The sequence below is a fragment of the Streptomyces sp. NPDC060049 genome (assembly GCF_042736715.1).
Taxonomy (GTDB): Bacteria; Actinomycetota; Actinomycetes; order Streptomycetales; family Streptomycetaceae; genus Streptomyces.
Map to the genome: position 1 here is coordinate 100,356 of NZ_JBHWVV010000020.1, position 15,086 is coordinate 115,441.

A 15,086-nucleotide genomic window follows, 5' to 3' on the forward strand; every position below is an offset into this window, starting at 1 on the left:
CTGCACACGATCAAACAACAGTTGACACAAAGCAACGACCCGGTCGGACCGTTCACTCCTTCGGGGGTCCGGTTCGATTCCGTTCCCTCAAACGGCGTGACCCCGGCCGCCGCTCCCCCGTTGAGCCCGGCGAGCCGGAACCCCCCGGCCCCGCACGCCTAGTCCGAGGAGCCACCCCGTGCCGCGCATGCTCGAAGTCAGTGATGAGGTACGTGCCGAGATCGGCGACGAGGAGGCCGAGCGGCTGCTCGCCGGAGACGGGTCCCCGGGCAGTTACGACTGCACTTCCTGCCGCACCCCCGGCGACTCCGAGCGCGAGCAGACCAGCACCGTGCTGTTCGTCGGCGACGAGACCGCGGTCCTCGCCTTCGCCCACGCCGGCTGCATCCCCTCGCAGGTCGTCTCGGTACCCGAGGCCGACCTCCAGGGCGCCGTCCGCTCCATCACCGGCGACAGCCCCGCCCCGGTCTCCCCGGCCGGCGACGTCCCCCAGTCCGTGCCCGGCGGCCAGGCGGTCCTCGGCATCACCAGCGGCCTGATCCTCATCAACGGCGAGCTGCACCCCGCCCTGGTCGTGGAGCCCACCGCGCCCATCGCCCGCCCCGGTACCACGGGCCCCGGCGACGACTTCCTCCCGCTCCTCATCGAGCAGGGCTTCGTCCCCGTCACGGACACCGAGGAGCTGCCGTCCCCGCTCGGCGGCTGGTCGATCCTGCTCGCCGCCGGCCAGCTGCACTCCGTGCTCCAGCCCGGCCAGGTCGCCTGGTGGCAGGCGCACCGGCCGCTGTCGGTCACCGACGGCTGGCGGGCCGCCGTCAACAAGACGCAGCGTGTCCTCGTCTACGCCGCCCCCGTCGACTCCATCGGCCAGCAGCCCCGCGAGGACCTGCTCCGCGACGCCCTGGACAAGGCCGCCCGCAACGGCAAGCTCGTGGCCGCCTCGATGCCGCTGGCGGGCACCCCGGGCGCCTGACGCCACGGCGGTCCCCGGCGGCCCCGAGGCCCCGGAGAGCCCGCCCGAGCCTGACAACCCTTCCATCCCGGGAACGGCCGTCCGCTCCCCCCTCCAGGGGGCCGGGCGGCGTGCGCCGGGGGTGCGCGGTCCGTCCCGCGCACCCCCGGCGATCTGCGTTTTCCGCCCCGCGACCCCGCATCCGTGGGGCGCTGGTTTCGTTGGCTGATACGTGCATTCCTACGATGTCTCCCGCGCCCCGTCCTATCCGAGCAGCGGACCCCCTACGCGCCCCGTACGGGAGCTGGACAGCGCTCCGGCCGCCTCGCACACCCCCATCTACGACACGCTGTACTCGGAGTACCTGCGCGCCTTCCGGGCCCTGCCGGGCGACCGCACGGGCGAAGAGCACCTCGGCTTCACGGCCTTCTCCTACGGCGGCGCGTACGGCTCGGGCGCGTACCCCGCCGGCTCGGGCGCGTATCCCGCGGGCTCCGGCACGTACGGCGTCGGCTCCGGCACGTACGGCGTCGGCTCGGGCGCCTCCTACGCCGCCGGCTGGAACGGTTCCTCCTGGCAGCCCGCGAACGCGTGGCAGCCCTCCTCCACCCCGCAGCCGCAGCACGCGTACGCGGGCGCCTCCGCGAGTACCGGATACGCGAACGGGCGACAGCACCAGACCGGGACGCACCACGTCCCGGCGGCCCTGCCGCCCGCTCCGCGCCGGGGCCACTAGCCCCGGCGTACCGCCACTACATCTTTCGCTTGTGCTGCGCGCCGCGCTTCTCGCGCACGCGGACCGAGATGTGGATCGGGGTTCCCTCGAAGCCGAACTCCTCGCGCAGGCGGCGCTCGATGAACCGCCGGTAGCCGTGCTCCAGGAAGCCCGAGGCGAAGAGCACGAACCGCGGCGGCTTGCTGCCCGCCTGGGTGCCGAACAGGATGCGGGGCTGCTTGCCGCCGCGGATCGGGTGCGGGTGGGCCGCGACGACCTCGCCGAGGAAGGCGTTCAGGCGACCGGTCGGGACACGCGTCTCCCAGCCTGCGAGCGCGGTCTCGATCGCCGGGACCAGCTTCTCCATGTGGCGGCCGGTGAGCGCCGAGACGTTCACCCGGGGTGCCCAGGCGACCTGCTGCATCTCGGTCTCGATCTCGCGCTCGAGGTAGTAGCGGCGCTCCTCGTCGAGGTCGTCCCACTTGTTGTAGGCGATCACGATCGCGCGCCCGGCCTCGACGGCCATGGTGATGATGCGCTGGTCCTGGACGCTGATGTTCTCGGTCGTGTCGATGAGGATGACCGCGACCTCGGCCTTCTCCACGGCGGCGGCCGTACGCAGCGAGGCGTAGTAGTCGGCGCCCTGCTGGAGGTGGACCTTCTTGCGGATGCCTGCGGTGTCGATGAACTTCCAGGTGACCCCGCCGAGTTGGATCAGCTCGTCGACCGGGTCGCGGGTGGTGCCGGCCATCTCGTTGACGACGACGCGGTCCTCCTTGGCGACCTTGTTCAGGAGGGAGGACTTGCCGACGTTCGGGCGGCCGATGAGCGCGATCCGGCGGGGACCGCCGACGGCGGTGCCGAAGGTCTGCGCGGGCGCCTCCGGGAGGGCCTCGAGGACGGCGTCGAGCATGTCGCCGGTGCCGCGGCCGTGCAGGGAGGAGACCGGGTGCGGGTAGCCGAGGCCCAGGGACCACAGGGAGGCCGCGTCGGACTCGCCGCTCTGGCCGTCGACCTTGTTGGCGCACAGGACGACGGGCTTGCCGGCCTTGCGCAGCAGCCGGACGACGGCCTCGTCGGTGTCGGTGGCGCCGACCTTGGCGTCCACGACGAAGACGACCGCGTCGGCGGTCTCGATGGCGTACTCGGCCTGGGCGGCGACGGAGGCGTCGATACCGAGGACGTCCTGCTCCCAGCCGCCGGTGTCGACGACCTTGAACCGGCGGCCGGCCCACTCGGCCTCGTAGGTGACGCGGTCGCGGGTGACACCGGGCTTGTCCTCGACGACCGCCTCGCGGCGGCCGATGATCCGGTTCACCAGGGTCGACTTGCCGACGTTCGGCCGGCCGACGACGGCGAGAACGGGCAGCGGGCCGTGGCCGGCTTCCTCGATCGCGCCTTCGACGTCCTCGATGTCGAAGCCCTCTTCCGCGGCGAGCTCCATGAACTCCGCGTACTCGGCATCGCCAAGTGCTCCGTGGTCGTGCTGGTCGTTCATGAAGTCCGTTCCTCGTCGTTCGTGGTGATCGGTGGGGCCCGCGCAGCGCGGTTCCACTACTAGGTCAAGTCTCGCTCAGCGCCCGGTGAGGCGCTTGGCGTCGGCCAGGTGGGCGGTCAGCCGGTCCTGGATGCGTACGGTGGCCTGGTCGAGCGCGGTACGGGTTCGGCGGCCACTGCCGTCCCCGGCGTCGAAGGCATGGCCGAAGACGATGTCGACCCTGCTCCCGAGCGGCGGCAGCGCCTTGACGACACGGCCGCGTCCCTCGGTGCTGCCGAGGACGGCGACCGGCACTATGGGCGCGCCGGCGCGGACCGCGAAGTACGCGAGGCCCGCGCGCAGCGAGGCGAAATCGCCCTCGCCCCGGGTGCCCTCGGGGAAGATCCCCAGGGCCCCGCCGTTCTCCAGGACGCCCAGCGCGCGGCTGATGGCGCCGCGGTCGGCTCCGGACCGGTCCACCTTCACCTGCCCGATCCCTTCGAGGAAGGGGCCGAGCGGGCCGACGTACGCCTCCTTCTTGATCAGGAAGTGCAGCGGCCGGGGGGCGGTGCCCATGACCATGGGGCCGTCGATGTTGTGCGAGTGGTTCACGGCCAGGATGACGGGGCCGGCGGCGGGGACCTTCCAGGCCCCCAGCACCCGCGGCCGCCAGAGGCCGTACATGAGCCCGATGCCGATCCGCCGGCCGACCGCCGCTCCCTTGAAGGAGGGCGTACCACTCACTTGCGGCCCGCCCGCTTCTCCTCCACCAGGGTCACGACGCACTCGATGACCTGGTCGAGGCTGAGGTCGGTGGTGTCCACCTCGACCGCGTCGCCGGCCTTGGCCAGCGGGGAGGTCTTGCGGCCCGAGTCCGCGGCGTCGCGCTTGATCAGCGCTTCCTTGGTGGCCGCGAGGTCCACGGCCTCCTTGCCGCGCAGTTCGCCGCTGCGGCGGGCGGCGCGGGCCTCGGCGGAAGCGGTGAGGAAGACCTTGAGGTCGGCGTCGGGCAGGACGGTCGTGCCGATGTCCCGGCCCTCGACGACGATCCCCTCGGCCTCCTCGGCCGCTTCGGCGGCGATGGACCGCTGGAGCTCGGTGATCAGGGTGCGGACCTCGGGGACGGCGCTCACGGCGCTGACCTTGGAGGTGACCTCCTGGGTCCGGATCGGGCCGGAGGCGTCCAGGCCGTCCACGGTGATGGTGGGCGCGGACGGATCGGTGCCGGAGACTATGGCCGGCTTGCCCGCCGCGAGGGCGATGGCCTGCGGGTCGTCGGTGTCGACACCGTTGGTGATCATCCACCAGGTGATGGCCCGGTACTGGGCACCGGTGTCCAGGTAGCGCAGCCCGAGCTTGGCGGCCACGGCCTTGGAAGTGCTGGACTTGCCCGTGCCGGAGGGACCGTCGATGGCGACGATCACGGCGGACGGAGCTACGGTTTCCACGGTGCGGGCACCTTCCTGGTTGCGCGTACGTGTCCGGGCGCGCCAATAGCGCCCCTCCCCCAGGTTACCGGGCTTTTCACCCCCGCCCGCCGGGCGGCCGGGCGGCCTACGACTGGCGCAGCGCCCAGCCGCGTTCGCGCAGCTCGGCCTGGAGGCCCGCGACCGCCCGGGGCTCGACCATCAGCTGGACGAGGCCGGCCTGCTGCCCCGTCGCGTGCTCGATCCGTACGTCCTCGATGTTGACCCCGGCCCGCCCGGCGTCGGCGAAGATCCGCGCGAGCTCGCCGGGCTGGTCGGAGATGAGCACGGCCACCGTCTCGTACGCCGTGGGCGCCGCCCCGTGCTTGCCCGGCACCCGGACCCGGCCGGCGTTGCCGCGGCGCAGCACGTCCTCGATGCCGACCGCCCCGCCCCGGCGCTTGTCCTCGTCGGCGGACTGCAGGCCCCGCAGGGCTTGCACGGTCTCGTCCAGGTCGGCGGCGATCCCGGCCAGCACGTCCGCGACGGGGCCCGGGTTCGCCGAGAGGATCTCCACCCACATCCGCGGGTCGGAGGCGGCGATCCGCGTCACGTCCCGGATGCCCTGCCCGCACAGTCGCACCGCGGTCTCGTCGGCCTCCTCCAGCCGTGCCGCGACCATGCTCGAGACGAGCTGCGGGGTGTGCGAGACCAGGGCGACCGCGCGGTCGTGCGCGTCGGCGTCCATGACCACCGGGACGGCCCGGCACAGCGCCACCAGTTCCAGCGCCAGGTTCAGCACCTCGTGGCCGGTCTCCCGGGTGGGCGTCAGCACCCACGGCCGGCCCTCGAACAGGTCCGCCGAGGCGGCGAGCGGCCCGGACTGCTCCTTGCCCGCCATCGGGTGCGTACCGATGTACTCCGCGGTGTCCACGCCGAGGGCGTCCAGCTCCCGCCGCGGTCCGCCCTTGACGCTGGCGACGTCCACGTAGGCGCGCGCCAGGCCCCGGCCGATCGCGTCGGCGAGGGTGGCGGCCACGTGCGCCGGCGGTACGGCGATGATCGCGAGGTCGGCCCGGCCCTCGTAGGCCTCTTCCGTGCCGGCGCCGAGCGCGGCGGCCGTGCGGGCCTGTCCCGGGTCGCGGTCGGCCAGGTGGACGGCGATGCCGCGGGCGGCGAGGGCGAGCGCCGCGGAGGTGCCGATCAGTCCGGTTCCGATGACGACGGCGGTTCTCACGGGTGCTCCAGGGGTGTGCGACGGCGGTGCCCGCCCCAGGGTAGCCAGCGCGGACGGTCCGAGGGCCCGGCGGTCCGCCGGGTGGGACGGACGGCCGGGCCCCGGGGCCGGCGGGTGGCCGGTTACAGCTGCTGCTGCTTGATGATGTCCTCGAGCGAGCCGCTCGGCAGCGAGCCCGTGGGACTCAGCTTGTCCACGGCCTGCGGCAGCTCCTGCGCGATCTGGTCGGCGGCCCTCTCCGGGGAGACGCCCGCCTGCACGGCGACCTTCTGCAGCGTCTCGTCGGGCAGGGCCTCGGCGATCTGCGCGCCGCTGACCGGCTTGTTCTCGCCGGTACCGATCCACGACTGGGCCTGGTCCGCCAGACCCGACTTGGTCAGCATGTCCATCAGTCCGCCCAGCGGATTGTTCCCCGCGCCGCCGGCCGTCTGGGCGCCGGCGGCGCCACCGCCGCCCATGAGCGCGCCGAGCAGCGCGCCGAGGACGTTGCCCCCGCCGCCACCCCCGCTGCCGCCTTGTCCGCCGCCGCCGAGGAGGCCGCCGAGAAGGGAGCCGAGGTCGTTACCCGCCATGGTGCTGCCTTTCCAAGAGGGACCGGGCGCACGGAGAGCGGCCACCCGGCGTGGAGACACGGACAATGTCACCCGATCCGGACCCGGCTGCCAGTCGGCGCAGCCCGCGCGGAAGCTGCGGTAGAACGATCGGCATGATCTTCCACCTCGTACCGCTCGCCGACTGGACCGCCGCGCCCGACCGCCCGTACGCCCCGCCCTCGCTCGACTCCGAGGGTTTCGTGCACTGTTCCGCGGACCGGGAGACGGCTCTGGCGATCGCCGCCTCCCACTACGGCGGCGTACGCGAGACCCTGCTCGCCGTGGAACTCGACGAGCTCGCCCTGACCTCGCGGGTCCGCCGCGAGGGTGAATCGGGGGCCCGCTATCCGCACGTCCACGGGCCGTTGAACCGGGACGCCGTGATCCGCGTGTGGGAGGTCGTACGCGCCCCCGGCGCCCCGGTCGGACTCGTCCCCTGGCCGCCGGAGGGCTGAGAAGCCGCGTGGCGGGGTTTGCCTGAGGCCCGTCACGCGCCAGGATGCCTCTCGCCATCCCGGCGATCACCCGAGGAGATTTCATGAGCGACCCCATCCGCACCGCCCGGCGCACGGTACTCGCGGCCGGAGCGAGCGCCCTCGCAGGCGGCGTGCTCACCGCGTGCGGCGGATCCGACGAGACGAAGACGGAGACCGGGGGCAACAGCGCGCCCACGGCACAGACCTCCGGGGCCACGCCGGTGTCCCCGGCCCCCTCCGCCCAGAAGCCCCTGCTCAAGTCCTCCGACGTACCCGTCGGCGGCGGTACGGTCCTCAAGGACCAGAAACTGGTGGTCACGCAGCCGAAGGCCGGTGAGTTCCGCTGCTTCACGGCGGTGTGCACGCACCAGGGCTGCCTCGTGAACAAGGTGGACGCCGGCACCATCGACTGCCCGTGCCACGGCAGCAAGTTCAAGGTGGCCGACGGCGCCGTGGCGCACGGTCCGGCCACCAAGCCGCTGGCGGAGAAGAAGATCACCGTCTCCCCGGCGGGGGAAATCTCGCTCGCGTAGCGGCGGACCGCCCGCCTAGGCTCCCCGGATGAACGACAAGCCGACGCCCGAGCCGCTCGAACTCACCCTGGTCAAGGACCACACGATCTACTCGTGCGTGATGGGTTCGAGGGCGTTCGGCCTGGCCACGGAGGCGAGCGACACCGACCGGCGCGGTGTCTACCTCGCCCCGACACCGCTGTTCTGGGGTTTGCGCAAGCCCCCGACGCACGTGGACGGGCCGCGGGACGAGGAGTTCTCCTGGGAGCTGGAGCGCTTCTGCGAGCTCGCCCTGCGGGCCAACCCGAACATCCTGGAGTGCCTCCACTCCCCTCTCGTGGAACACCTCACCCCGGTGGGCGAGGAACTCCTCGCGCTCCGCGGGGCGTTCCTCTCCCGCCACGCCCACACCACCTTCAGCGGGTACGCGGTCTCCCAGCGCGGCAAGCTCCTGGGAGACCTCCGCAACCACGGCACCCCGCGCTGGAAGCACGCCATGCACCTGCTGCGCCTGCTCCTGTCCTGCCGCGACCTGCTGCGCACGGGCCGCCTGGTGATCGACGCGGGCCCCTACCGCGACCGGCTCCTCGCGGTCCGTCGCGGTGAGCTCACCTGGGACGAGGCCGACGCCTGGATGAACCGGCTGATGGCCGAGTCCGAGTCCGCCCTGCCGAGGAGCCCCCTCCCCGACACGCCGGACCTGGCGCGGGTGGAGGACTTCCTGCGCCGCACCCGCCGCGCCTCGGCCCTCGCCTGAGGGCCGTCCGGTACTCCGGTCACTCGTCCCAGAGGGCGCCGAAGGCCAGCAGTTCGTCGCGGTACTCGATGCGGCCCTCCCAGTCGCGGGGCCAGACGTCCGCGCCGAGGTGGGCGCCCGCGAAGGCGCCGGCCAGGCAGGCGATGGAGTCGGAGTCCCCCTTCGTGCAGGCCGCGCGGCGCAGGGCGAGGAGGGGTTCCTCGGGGAAGAGCAGGAAGCACTGCAGGGCGGTGGCGAGGGCCTCTTCGGCGATCCAGCCGTCGCCGGTCGTCAGGCAGGGGTCCGTTTCGGGGGAGGGCGAGCGCAGGGCCGCCGTCAGGCGGTCCAGGACGCCCAGGCACTCGTCCCAGCCGCGTGCGATGAAGGACTCCGGCGAGGCGTCGGAGGACGTGCGCGCCCACAGGTCGCCGAGCCAGCGCTCGTGGTAGCGGGTGCGGTTCTCCAGGGCGTACGAGCGCAGCTGCCCGACCAGGCCGGTCACCTCCGTGCCCCGCGCCAGCAGGAACACCGCGCGGGCCGTCAGGTCGGAGGCGGCCAGCGCCGTCGGGTGACCGTGGGTGAGGGCCGACTGGAGCTGGGCCGCGCCGGCCCGCTCCTCCTGCGTCCAGCCGGGCACCAGCCCGGCCGGCGCCACCCGCATGTTCGCGCCGCAGCCCTTGGAGCCGAGCTGGCTTGCGTCGCGCCAGTCGCGCTCGGGCAGGTTCAGCAGGCTGCAGGCCTTCAGGCAGGTGTTGCCCGGGGCCCGGTTGTTCTCCGGGGAGTGGTACCAGTCGACGAACTCATCCCGGACCGGCCGGGCCAGGCGCAGCGGGCCCACGCGGCCGCGGTCCGCGGCGGTCCGTATGCCCCGGGCGAAGGCCAGCGTCATCTGGGTGTCGTCCGTGACGATCGCCGGGCGCGGCAGCGCCATGGACCGCCAGGGGCCGGTCTTGGCCAGGATCCCCGGGACGTCGTTGAACTCCGTGGGGAAGCCCAGGGCGTCCCCCAGGGCCAGTCCGAGCAGGGCGCCCGTGGCCGCTCGCTTCGTGGTCGTGGTCATCGCGTGTGTCCTTCCGAGGGGCGGAGAAGGGGCGGGTGCAGGGTGGTGGCGGGCCCGGGCCGGTACAGCGCGGCCGGTTTCCCGCGGCCGCCGGTGAGCCGGGCGGCGCCGGGCACGGCCTCGACGAAGCCGGGCGAGGCCAGCACCTTGCGGCGGAAGTTGGGCCGGTCGAGGGCGGTGTTCCAGACGGTCTCGTAGACGGCCTGGAGCTCGCCGAGGGTGAATTCGGGCGGGCAGAAGGCGGTGGCCAGGCAGCTGTACTCCAGCTTCGCGCCGACCCGTTCCCGGGCGTCCGCGAGGATCACCGCGTGGTCGAAGGCGAGGCCCGCCGACGGGCCCGCCTCCCCCACCGGCACCCAGCGGGCCCGGTCCGCGTCCCCGCCGCCCCCGGGCGCCGGTTCGGGCAGGTCGGGGACGAGCGCGGTGAAGGCCACCGAGACGACCCGCATCCGGGGGTCCCGGTCCGGCTCGCTGTAGGTGCGCAGCTGGTCCAGGCGCAGGGCGGCGACGACGTCCGCCGCCAGGCCGGTCTCCTCCGCCAGTTCGCGCCGGGCGGCCGTCTCCGCGGATTCCCGTGGCCGTACGAAGCCGCCCGGGAGCGCCCAGGCGCCCGCGTACGGTTCCTGTCCGCGCCGGATCAGCAGCACGTGCAGGGTCCCGCCGCGGACGGTGAGGACGGCGAGGTCGACGGTGACCGCGAACGGCTCGAAGGCGTGCGGGTCGTAGTCCTGTCCGGCGCCGCTCACCGGCTCTGCTCCCGTACCCGCTCCGGCAGCGGGTCCGCGAAGGACCAGCCCTCCGCGAGCAGTTCGTCGACGACCGACACGGCCGCCGCCAGCCGCGCGTCCCGGTCCCCGCGCACCACCGCGAAGCGCCTCCCGGTCCGCTCCAGTTCCTCCCGGAACCGGCCGGTCATCCATGGCCGCAGGTGCTCTCCGTCGCGCAGCCCGTCGTCCTCGAAGGGCACGCCGGCGTGGTCGGTGAGCAGGTACAGGTCCCGGTGCGTGCCCGCGGCGATCCGCTCGACCTCCGCGCTGCGTCCGCCCGTGTACCGCTCGTGCCAGATGCCGGTGGCGAAGGAGTCGGTGTCGCAGAAGAGCACCGGAGAGCCCAGCCTGGCCGCCCGCTCCTCCTGGGCGTCCTGCCGCCGCGCGATCACCGGGAACTCCTCCGAGGTGAAGCTCACGTCGTCCCAGGTCGCCGCCGGATCCGCGGCGCGCGCCTGCGCGAGCCGCTCCTCGCTGTACTGCCGGCCGTACTCCGCGACCCAGCCCGTCTTCGCCCACACCCCGCCGCGCCGCCGCCAGTGGGCCGCCAGGGCCCGCGAGAGCGTCGTCGTCCCGGTGGACTCGGCGCCGAGTACGACGATCCGACGGGTCAGGGCGGCCCGTACGGCGGGTCCCAGGAACTCCCAGTTCCCGGCCGGGTCCGCCCGTACCGCCGTCCCGGACACCGGGAAGAGGGCGCGCTCCCGGTCGACGCAGACCTCCTCGGCCCCGAAGCGCCGCGCGAGCTCGCTCCCGTAGGCCTCCGAGGTGAAGACGGCGTCGACCTGCCGGCGCACCGCGCCCCGGAAGACCGCCATGTGGGCCTCCCAGATCGCCGGGTCGTGCAGGTCGACCGGGATGTCGTCGACCGCGCCGACGACGTCGGCCCCCGGGTGCGCCTCGCGCATCCAGGCGACCCGGTCGGCCAGCGGCACCGACTCCACCGAGGCGGCGCACACCAGCACGGTCAGCCGCTCGCACTGGTCCTGGGCGGTGCGCACCAGGTGGTGGTGGCCGGCGTGCGGCGGATAGAACTTGCCGAGCACCAGGCCGTGCCCGTACTTCGCTCCTCCGCGGTGCCTCATGCCGTCACGCCCAGGGCCTCGCGGGGGCCGCGCGCCGGCAGTGCCCGGCGCCAGCCGAGCAGTCCGGCCACGCACAGGGCGAGGAAGGCGGCGTAGAGCAGGGCGGTGAGGTAGAGCCCCTTGTAGGCGTACAGCGGGATGTAGACGAGATCGGCGGCGATCCACAGCCACCAGGACTCCAGGAGCTTGCGGCACTGCCCGTAGGTGGCCATGAGCGAGAGCCCGGTGGTGGCGGCGTCCCAGAACGGGACGGTGGAGTCGGTGGCGCGGCTCAGCAGGAGCGTCAGACCGAGCACCCCCACCGCCCCCGCCGCGCCCAGCACGGTCCATTCGGCGGCCGTCGTGCGGCGCACCGGCAGGGCCCCGGCGGTTCCTGGTCCACCCCCGTGGGTCCAGGACCACCAGCCGTAGGCGGCGAGGGCGATGAAGACGATCTGCAGCCCGGCGTCCGCGTAGAGCTCGGCCTGGGCGAAGAGAACGATGAAGAAGACGTTGTTGGCGATGCCGATCGGCCAGTTGGCGATGTGCTGCCGGGCGACCAGCCAGACGCACGCCGCCCCCGTGGCGAATCCGAGGACCTCGGTCCAGCTCGTCTGCCATCCCATGATGACGACCCCCGCTCTCTTTATAGTCAGGTTGACTATAAAGAAAACCCGCTGTCACCACAAGCACGAAACCCGCGGTGCCGGAGGGCACCGCGGGTTTCGGTCGTACGAGGAGCCGTACGAAGAGCCGTGCGACGGGTCGTACGGGGAGGAGCAGCCGGTCCTTACAGACCGACCTCCTTCATGAGCATGCCGACCTCGGTGTTGGTCAGGCGGCGCAGCCAGCCGGACTTCTGGTCGCCGAGCTCGATCGGGCCGAAGGCGGTCCGGACGAGCTTCTCGACGGGGAAGCCGGCCTCCGCCATCATGCGGCGGACGATGTGCTTGCGGCCCTCGTGGAGGGTCACCTCGACCAGGTAGTTCTTGCCGACCTGGTCGACGACGCGGAAGTGGTCGGCGCGGGCGTACCCGTCCTCCAGCTCGATGCCGTCCTTGAGGCGCTTGCCGATCTCGCGCGGCAGCGGGCCGGTGATGGCGGCGACGTAGGTCTTCTTCACGCCGTACTTCGGGTGCGTGAGGCGGTGGGCCAGCTCACCGTGGTTGGTGAGCAGGATGATGCCCTCGGTCTCCGTGTCGAGCCGCCCGACGTGGAAGAGGCGCGTCTCACGGTTGGTGACGTAGTCGCCGAGGCACTGGCGCCCGTCCGGGTCCTCCATCGTGGAGACGACGCCCGCGGGCTTGTTCAGCGCGAAGAACAGGTACGACTGGGTGGCGACGGTCAGGCCGTCGACCTTGATCTCGTCCTTCGGCAGGACGCGCTTGCCCTGCGAGAGCACGATCTCGCCGTTGACCTCGACGCGGGCCTGCTCGATGAGCTCCTCGCACGCGCGGCGCGAACCCATGCCGGCCCGGGCGAGGACCTTCTGCAGGCGCTCGCCCTCCTCCTCCGCGCCGGGGAAGGTCTTCGGGGTCTTGATCACGGGCTTGTCGGCGTACCGGTCGCGCACGCGCTCCTCGATCCGCGCCTCCAGCTCGCGCGGCTTGGACTGGCCGCTGCGGCTGCCGGGGCCGCGGCGCGGGCCGCCAGCTCCGCCGATGCCGGGGGTCCTGGGGCTCTTCGGGCCGCCCTTGGCACCACCGCGCGCCGCGTCACCGCGGGCACCGCCGCGGTTGCCGTCGGCCGCGCCGCGGGCACCGCCGCCGCCCGCCTTGGCACCGCCGCGGCCGTTGCGCTCGCCCTCGGGGCCCACGTCGTAGCGACGCTCCTCGGGGCGGGGGTTGCGGATGCGGGGTGCCGGCTCGCGGTCACGGTCCGAGCCGCCGCCCTGGTAGCCGCCGGAGCCGCCGCCCTGGTAGCCGCCGCCGGAGCGGGGGTAGCCGCCGCCGGAGCCGCTGCCGCCGCCGCTGCGGTAGCCGCCGCTGGAGCTGCCGCCCGAGCCGCTGCCGCCCGAGCGGTAGCCGCCGCCGCTGGAGCTGCCGCCGCTGGAGCTGCCGCCCGAGCGGTAGCCGCCGCCGGAGCCGCTGCCGCCGGAGCCGCTGCCGCCACCGCGGTAGCCACCGCCGCCGGAGCTGCCGCCGGAGCCGCCACCGCGGTAGCCACCGCCGCCGCTGGAGCTGCCGCCGCGGGCGTTCCCACGCCCGCCGCCGCCACCGCCGCCGCTGTTCCTGTTGCCGCTACCGTTGCCGTTGCCGCTGCTTCGCATCAAAGTTCCGTCGTCTTGTCGTCTTCATCGGTATCCGGTGCGTCCGGATCGAACGACGGAACACCCTCTTGCGTCTCGGCTTCGATCGCGTCCGCCTCGGGGAGGAAGGGCGCGAGCTCCGGGAGCTCGTCCAGGCCGCGCAGGCCCATCCGCTCCAGAAAGTAGTTCGTCGTCCTGTACAGGATCGCACCTGTTTCGGGTTCCGTCCCCGCCTCCTCCACCAGACCCCGCTGGAGGAGGGTGCGCATGACCCCGTCGCAGTTCACTCCGCGGACCGCCGAGACCCTCGACCGGCTGACCGGCTGGCGGTACGCGACGACGGCCATGGTCTCCAGCGCCGCCTGGGTGAGACGGGCCTGCTGGCCGTCCAGCACGAAGGCCTCGACCGCCGGTGCGTAGTCCCCCCGGCTGTAGAAGCGCCAGCCCCCCGCGACGAGCCGCAATTCGAATCCGCGGCCCTGTACGTCGTACTCGTCCACGAGCTCGCGCAGCGCGTCCGCGATCTCCCGCGGACTCCGCTCGAGCACCTTGGCGAGGTGCGCCTCGGTCGCCGGCTCGTCGACGACCATGAGGACGGCCTCCAGGGCCGGCTTCAGGGCCAGCCCGGCCACCTCCGCCGGCTGCGTTTGTGCCTGCGCCTGCCCGTGAGCCCGCGTCCCGCTCATTCCTTGACCTCCACGATCCGGTCGAACTCGTCCGTCACCCTCGGCATGCCGTCCCCGTCCCCGCCGCTCCAGCGCACGGTGAGCGTCCGCAGGGCCTCCTCCTGGTCCAGGACGACCGCCTTCTCCCGGTAGAGCTCCAGGAGGGCCAGGAAGCGCGCCACGACGGTCAGGGTGTCGCCGGCGTCCTCGGTGAGCTCCTGGAAGGTGGCCTCGCCGCGCGCCTTGAGCAGTGCCACCACGAGCCCGGCCTGCTCCCGGACGCTGACGAGGGGCGCGTGGATGTGGTCCACGTACACCTGGGGCTTCGCCCTGGGCTGCATGGCCTTGACCGCGAGCCGCGCCAGTCCCTGGCCGCCGACGCCGATGACCACCTCCGGCAGCAGCTCGGCCAGGTGGGCCTCCAGGCCGACGGTGCGCGGGTAGCGCTTGCCCTCGGTCTCGGCCCGCTCCTGGAAGATCTCGGCGATGCGCTTGTACGCCCGGTACTGGAGCAGCCGCGCGAAGAGCAGGTCCCTGGCCTCCAGCAGCGCGAGGTCGGCCTCGTCCTCGACTTCGGCGACGGGCAGCAGCCGGGCGGCCTTCAGGTCGAGCAGGGTGGCGGCGACGACGAGGAACTCGGTCGTCTGGTCGAGGTCCCAGTCGGGCCCCATAGAGCGGATGTGCGCCATGAACTCGTCGGTGACCCGCGACAGCGCGACCTCGGTGACGTCGAGCTTGTGGCGCGAGATCAGCTGCAGCAGCAGGTCGAAGGGCCCCTCGAAGTTGTCCAGCCGCAGCGTGAACCGGCCGTCGCCCCCGGGCGCCCCGTGGGCCCGCTCGGACCCCGCGGGCGCTCCCGGGGCCGGGTCGGGCCCCTCAGGCGCACTGTGGGGCCCCTCGGGCGCTCCAGGGGCCTCCTGTGGCGGTACGGGGCCTGCGGCGCCCTCCGGGGCCGGTACGGCCGCGGAGGGGGCGCCCTCCCCGGCCTGCGGCTCTGGATCGGGGAGCCCCGGCTCCTCCACCGGTACGGGGGCACCGGGGCCGCGGCCCAGCGGGCGGCGGTTCCCGGGGGTCCCCACGGGTCGGGTCGGGGGGAGGCCGGGTTCGGCGGGAGGGGGCATCGCGGTCCAGGGTGGTACGGAGGGAGCGGCCGACAGGGCCAGGGGCCAAGGCTCCCA

General features: G+C 73.5%; 17 protein-coding genes. 5 read left to right on the top strand and 12 right to left on the bottom strand.

Annotation, left to right across the window (positions count from 1 at the left end):
• Positions 1-178: 178 nt before the first annotated feature.
• Both ACFWBY_RS30585 and ACFWBY_RS30590 read left to right on the top strand, forming a co-directional pair.
• Positions 179-973: a hypothetical protein gene (locus ACFWBY_RS30585; RefSeq protein WP_385345171.1), complete on the top strand. Its 795-nt coding sequence runs from the start codon at positions 179-181 to the stop codon at positions 971-973.
• A gap of 211 nt (positions 974-1,184) precedes the next feature.
• On the top strand, positions 1,185-1,688 hold the full coding sequence (locus ACFWBY_RS30590) for a hypothetical protein (protein ID WP_385340535.1): 504 nt from the start codon (positions 1,185-1,187) through the stop codon (positions 1,686-1,688).
• Positions 1,689-1,704: 16 nt separating this feature from the next.
• Here the strand turns inward: ACFWBY_RS30590 and der are convergent, their stop codons facing one another.
• The 5 genes from der to ACFWBY_RS30615 all read right to left on the bottom strand — a co-directional run bounded on the left by der (position 1,705) and on the right by ACFWBY_RS30615 (position 6,359).
• The gene (gene der / locus ACFWBY_RS30595; RefSeq protein ID WP_385340537.1) at positions 1,705-3,165 is read right to left on the bottom strand and encodes a ribosome biogenesis GTPase Der; all 1,461 of its coding nucleotides are present in this window, start codon (positions 3,163-3,165) and stop codon (positions 1,705-1,707) included.
• A 75-nt stretch (positions 3,166-3,240) separates the two neighbouring features.
• Entirely contained in the window at positions 3,241-3,828 is a 588-nt protein-coding gene (locus tag ACFWBY_RS30600) for a lysophospholipid acyltransferase family protein (protein WP_385340595.1), read from the bottom strand.
• Between the two features lie 56 nt (positions 3,829-3,884).
• Positions 3,885-4,592: a (d)CMP kinase gene (gene cmk, locus ACFWBY_RS30605; protein WP_385340538.1), complete on the bottom strand. Its 708-nt coding sequence runs from the start codon at positions 4,590-4,592 to the stop codon at positions 3,885-3,887.
• A 106-nt stretch (positions 4,593-4,698) separates the two neighbouring features.
• The gene (locus ACFWBY_RS30610; RefSeq protein ID WP_385340540.1) at positions 4,699-5,787 is read right to left on the bottom strand and encodes a prephenate dehydrogenase; all 1,089 of its coding nucleotides are present in this window, start codon (positions 5,785-5,787) and stop codon (positions 4,699-4,701) included.
• A gap of 122 nt (positions 5,788-5,909) precedes the next feature.
• Positions 5,910-6,359: a YidB family protein gene (locus tag ACFWBY_RS30615; RefSeq protein WP_385340542.1), complete on the bottom strand. Its 450-nt coding sequence runs from the start codon at positions 6,357-6,359 to the stop codon at positions 5,910-5,912.
• 134 nt (positions 6,360-6,493) lie between these two features.
• Here ACFWBY_RS30615 and ACFWBY_RS30620 point away from each other — a divergent pair, with 134 nt between their 5' ends.
• From ACFWBY_RS30620 to ACFWBY_RS30630, 3 genes are all read left to right on the top strand, one after another.
• The gene (locus ACFWBY_RS30620) at positions 6,494-6,835 is read left to right on the top strand and encodes a DUF952 domain-containing protein (RefSeq protein WP_385340544.1); all 342 of its coding nucleotides are present in this window, start codon (positions 6,494-6,496) and stop codon (positions 6,833-6,835) included.
• Between the two features lie 83 nt (positions 6,836-6,918).
• Entirely contained in the window at positions 6,919-7,389 is a 471-nt protein-coding gene (locus ACFWBY_RS30625; RefSeq protein WP_385340546.1) for a Rieske (2Fe-2S) protein, read from the top strand.
• A 28-nt stretch (positions 7,390-7,417) separates the two neighbouring features.
• The gene (locus tag ACFWBY_RS30630) at positions 7,418-8,125 is read left to right on the top strand and encodes a DNA polymerase beta superfamily protein (protein WP_385340548.1); all 708 of its coding nucleotides are present in this window, start codon (positions 7,418-7,420) and stop codon (positions 8,123-8,125) included.
• Positions 8,126-8,144: 19 nt separating this feature from the next.
• Here ACFWBY_RS30630 and ACFWBY_RS30635 read toward each other — a convergent pair whose 3' ends face one another.
• From ACFWBY_RS30635 to ACFWBY_RS30665, 7 genes are all read right to left on the bottom strand, one after another.
• Positions 8,145-9,164 (bottom strand): ADP-ribosylglycohydrolase family protein, encoded by a 1,020-nt coding sequence (locus ACFWBY_RS30635; RefSeq protein ID WP_385340550.1) that lies wholly within the window; start codon positions 9,162-9,164, stop codon positions 8,145-8,147.
• A complete protein-coding gene (locus ACFWBY_RS30640; protein ID WP_385340552.1) occupies positions 9,161-9,910 on the bottom strand; it encodes an NUDIX domain-containing protein in 750 nt (249 codons plus the stop codon). The genes ACFWBY_RS30635 and ACFWBY_RS30640 overlap by 4 nt, the downstream gene beginning before the upstream one ends.
• Positions 9,907-11,016 (bottom strand): AAA family ATPase, encoded by a 1,110-nt coding sequence (locus ACFWBY_RS30645; RefSeq protein WP_385340553.1) that lies wholly within the window; start codon positions 11,014-11,016, stop codon positions 9,907-9,909. Before ACFWBY_RS30645 ends, ACFWBY_RS30640 begins: the two co-directional genes overlap by 4 nt.
• A complete protein-coding gene (gene pnuC / locus ACFWBY_RS30650; RefSeq protein WP_385340555.1) occupies positions 11,013-11,621 on the bottom strand; it encodes a nicotinamide riboside transporter PnuC in 609 nt (202 codons plus the stop codon). Before pnuC ends, ACFWBY_RS30645 begins: the two co-directional genes overlap by 4 nt.
• A gap of 164 nt (positions 11,622-11,785) precedes the next feature.
• Positions 11,786-13,264, bottom strand: a complete 1,479-nt coding sequence (locus ACFWBY_RS30655; protein WP_385409727.1) for a pseudouridine synthase — start codon at positions 13,262-13,264, stop codon at positions 11,786-11,788.
• Positions 13,264-13,929 carry an SMC-Scp complex subunit ScpB gene (gene scpB / locus ACFWBY_RS30660; RefSeq protein WP_385340559.1) on the bottom strand — a complete coding sequence of 222 codons (666 nt, stop codon included), beginning with the start codon at positions 13,927-13,929 and terminating at the stop codon, positions 13,264-13,266. Before scpB ends, ACFWBY_RS30655 begins: the two co-directional genes overlap by 1 nt.
• Complete coding sequence (locus tag ACFWBY_RS30665; protein WP_385340561.1) at positions 13,926-15,029, bottom strand: segregation/condensation protein A; 1,104 nt, start codon at positions 15,027-15,029, stop codon at positions 13,926-13,928. Before ACFWBY_RS30665 ends, scpB begins: the two co-directional genes overlap by 4 nt.
• Positions 15,030-15,086 lie beyond the last annotated feature (57 nt).

Excerpts from the sequence above, each read along its gene's own strand:
- der (WP_385340537.1), bottom strand. The coding sequence starts at position 3,165 with ATGAACGACCAGCACGACCACGGAGCACTTGGCGATGCCGAGTACGCG.
- ACFWBY_RS30600 (WP_385340595.1), bottom strand. The coding sequence starts at position 3,828 with ATGTACGGCCTCTGGCGGCCGCGGGTGCTGGGGGCCTGGAAGGTCCCC.
- ACFWBY_RS30615 (WP_385340542.1), bottom strand. The coding sequence starts at position 6,359 with ATGGCGGGTAACGACCTCGGCTCCCTTCTCGGCGGCCTCCTCGGCGGC.
- ACFWBY_RS30620 (WP_385340544.1), top strand. The coding sequence starts at position 6,494 with ATGATCTTCCACCTCGTACCGCTCGCCGACTGGACCGCCGCGCCCGAC.
- ACFWBY_RS30625 (WP_385340546.1), top strand. The coding sequence starts at position 6,919 with ATGAGCGACCCCATCCGCACCGCCCGGCGCACGGTACTCGCGGCCGGA.
- ACFWBY_RS30630 (WP_385340548.1), top strand. The coding sequence starts at position 7,418 with ATGAACGACAAGCCGACGCCCGAGCCGCTCGAACTCACCCTGGTCAAG.
- ACFWBY_RS30635 (WP_385340550.1), bottom strand. The coding sequence starts at position 9,164 with ATGACCACGACCACGAAGCGAGCGGCCACGGGCGCCCTGCTCGGACTG.
- ACFWBY_RS30645 (WP_385340553.1), bottom strand. The coding sequence starts at position 11,016 with ATGAGGCACCGCGGAGGAGCGAAGTACGGGCACGGCCTGGTGCTCGGC.
- pnuC (WP_385340555.1), bottom strand. The coding sequence starts at position 11,621 with ATGGGATGGCAGACGAGCTGGACCGAGGTCCTCGGATTCGCCACGGGG.
- ACFWBY_RS30655 (WP_385409727.1), bottom strand. The coding sequence starts at position 13,264 with ATGCGAAGCAGCGGCAACGGCAACGGTAGCGGCAACAGGAACAGCGGC.
- scpB (WP_385340559.1), bottom strand. The coding sequence starts at position 13,929 with ATGAGCGGGACGCGGGCTCACGGGCAGGCGCAGGCACAAACGCAGCCG.
- ACFWBY_RS30665 (WP_385340561.1), bottom strand. The coding sequence starts at position 15,029 with ATGCCCCCTCCCGCCGAACCCGGCCTCCCCCCGACCCGACCCGTGGGG.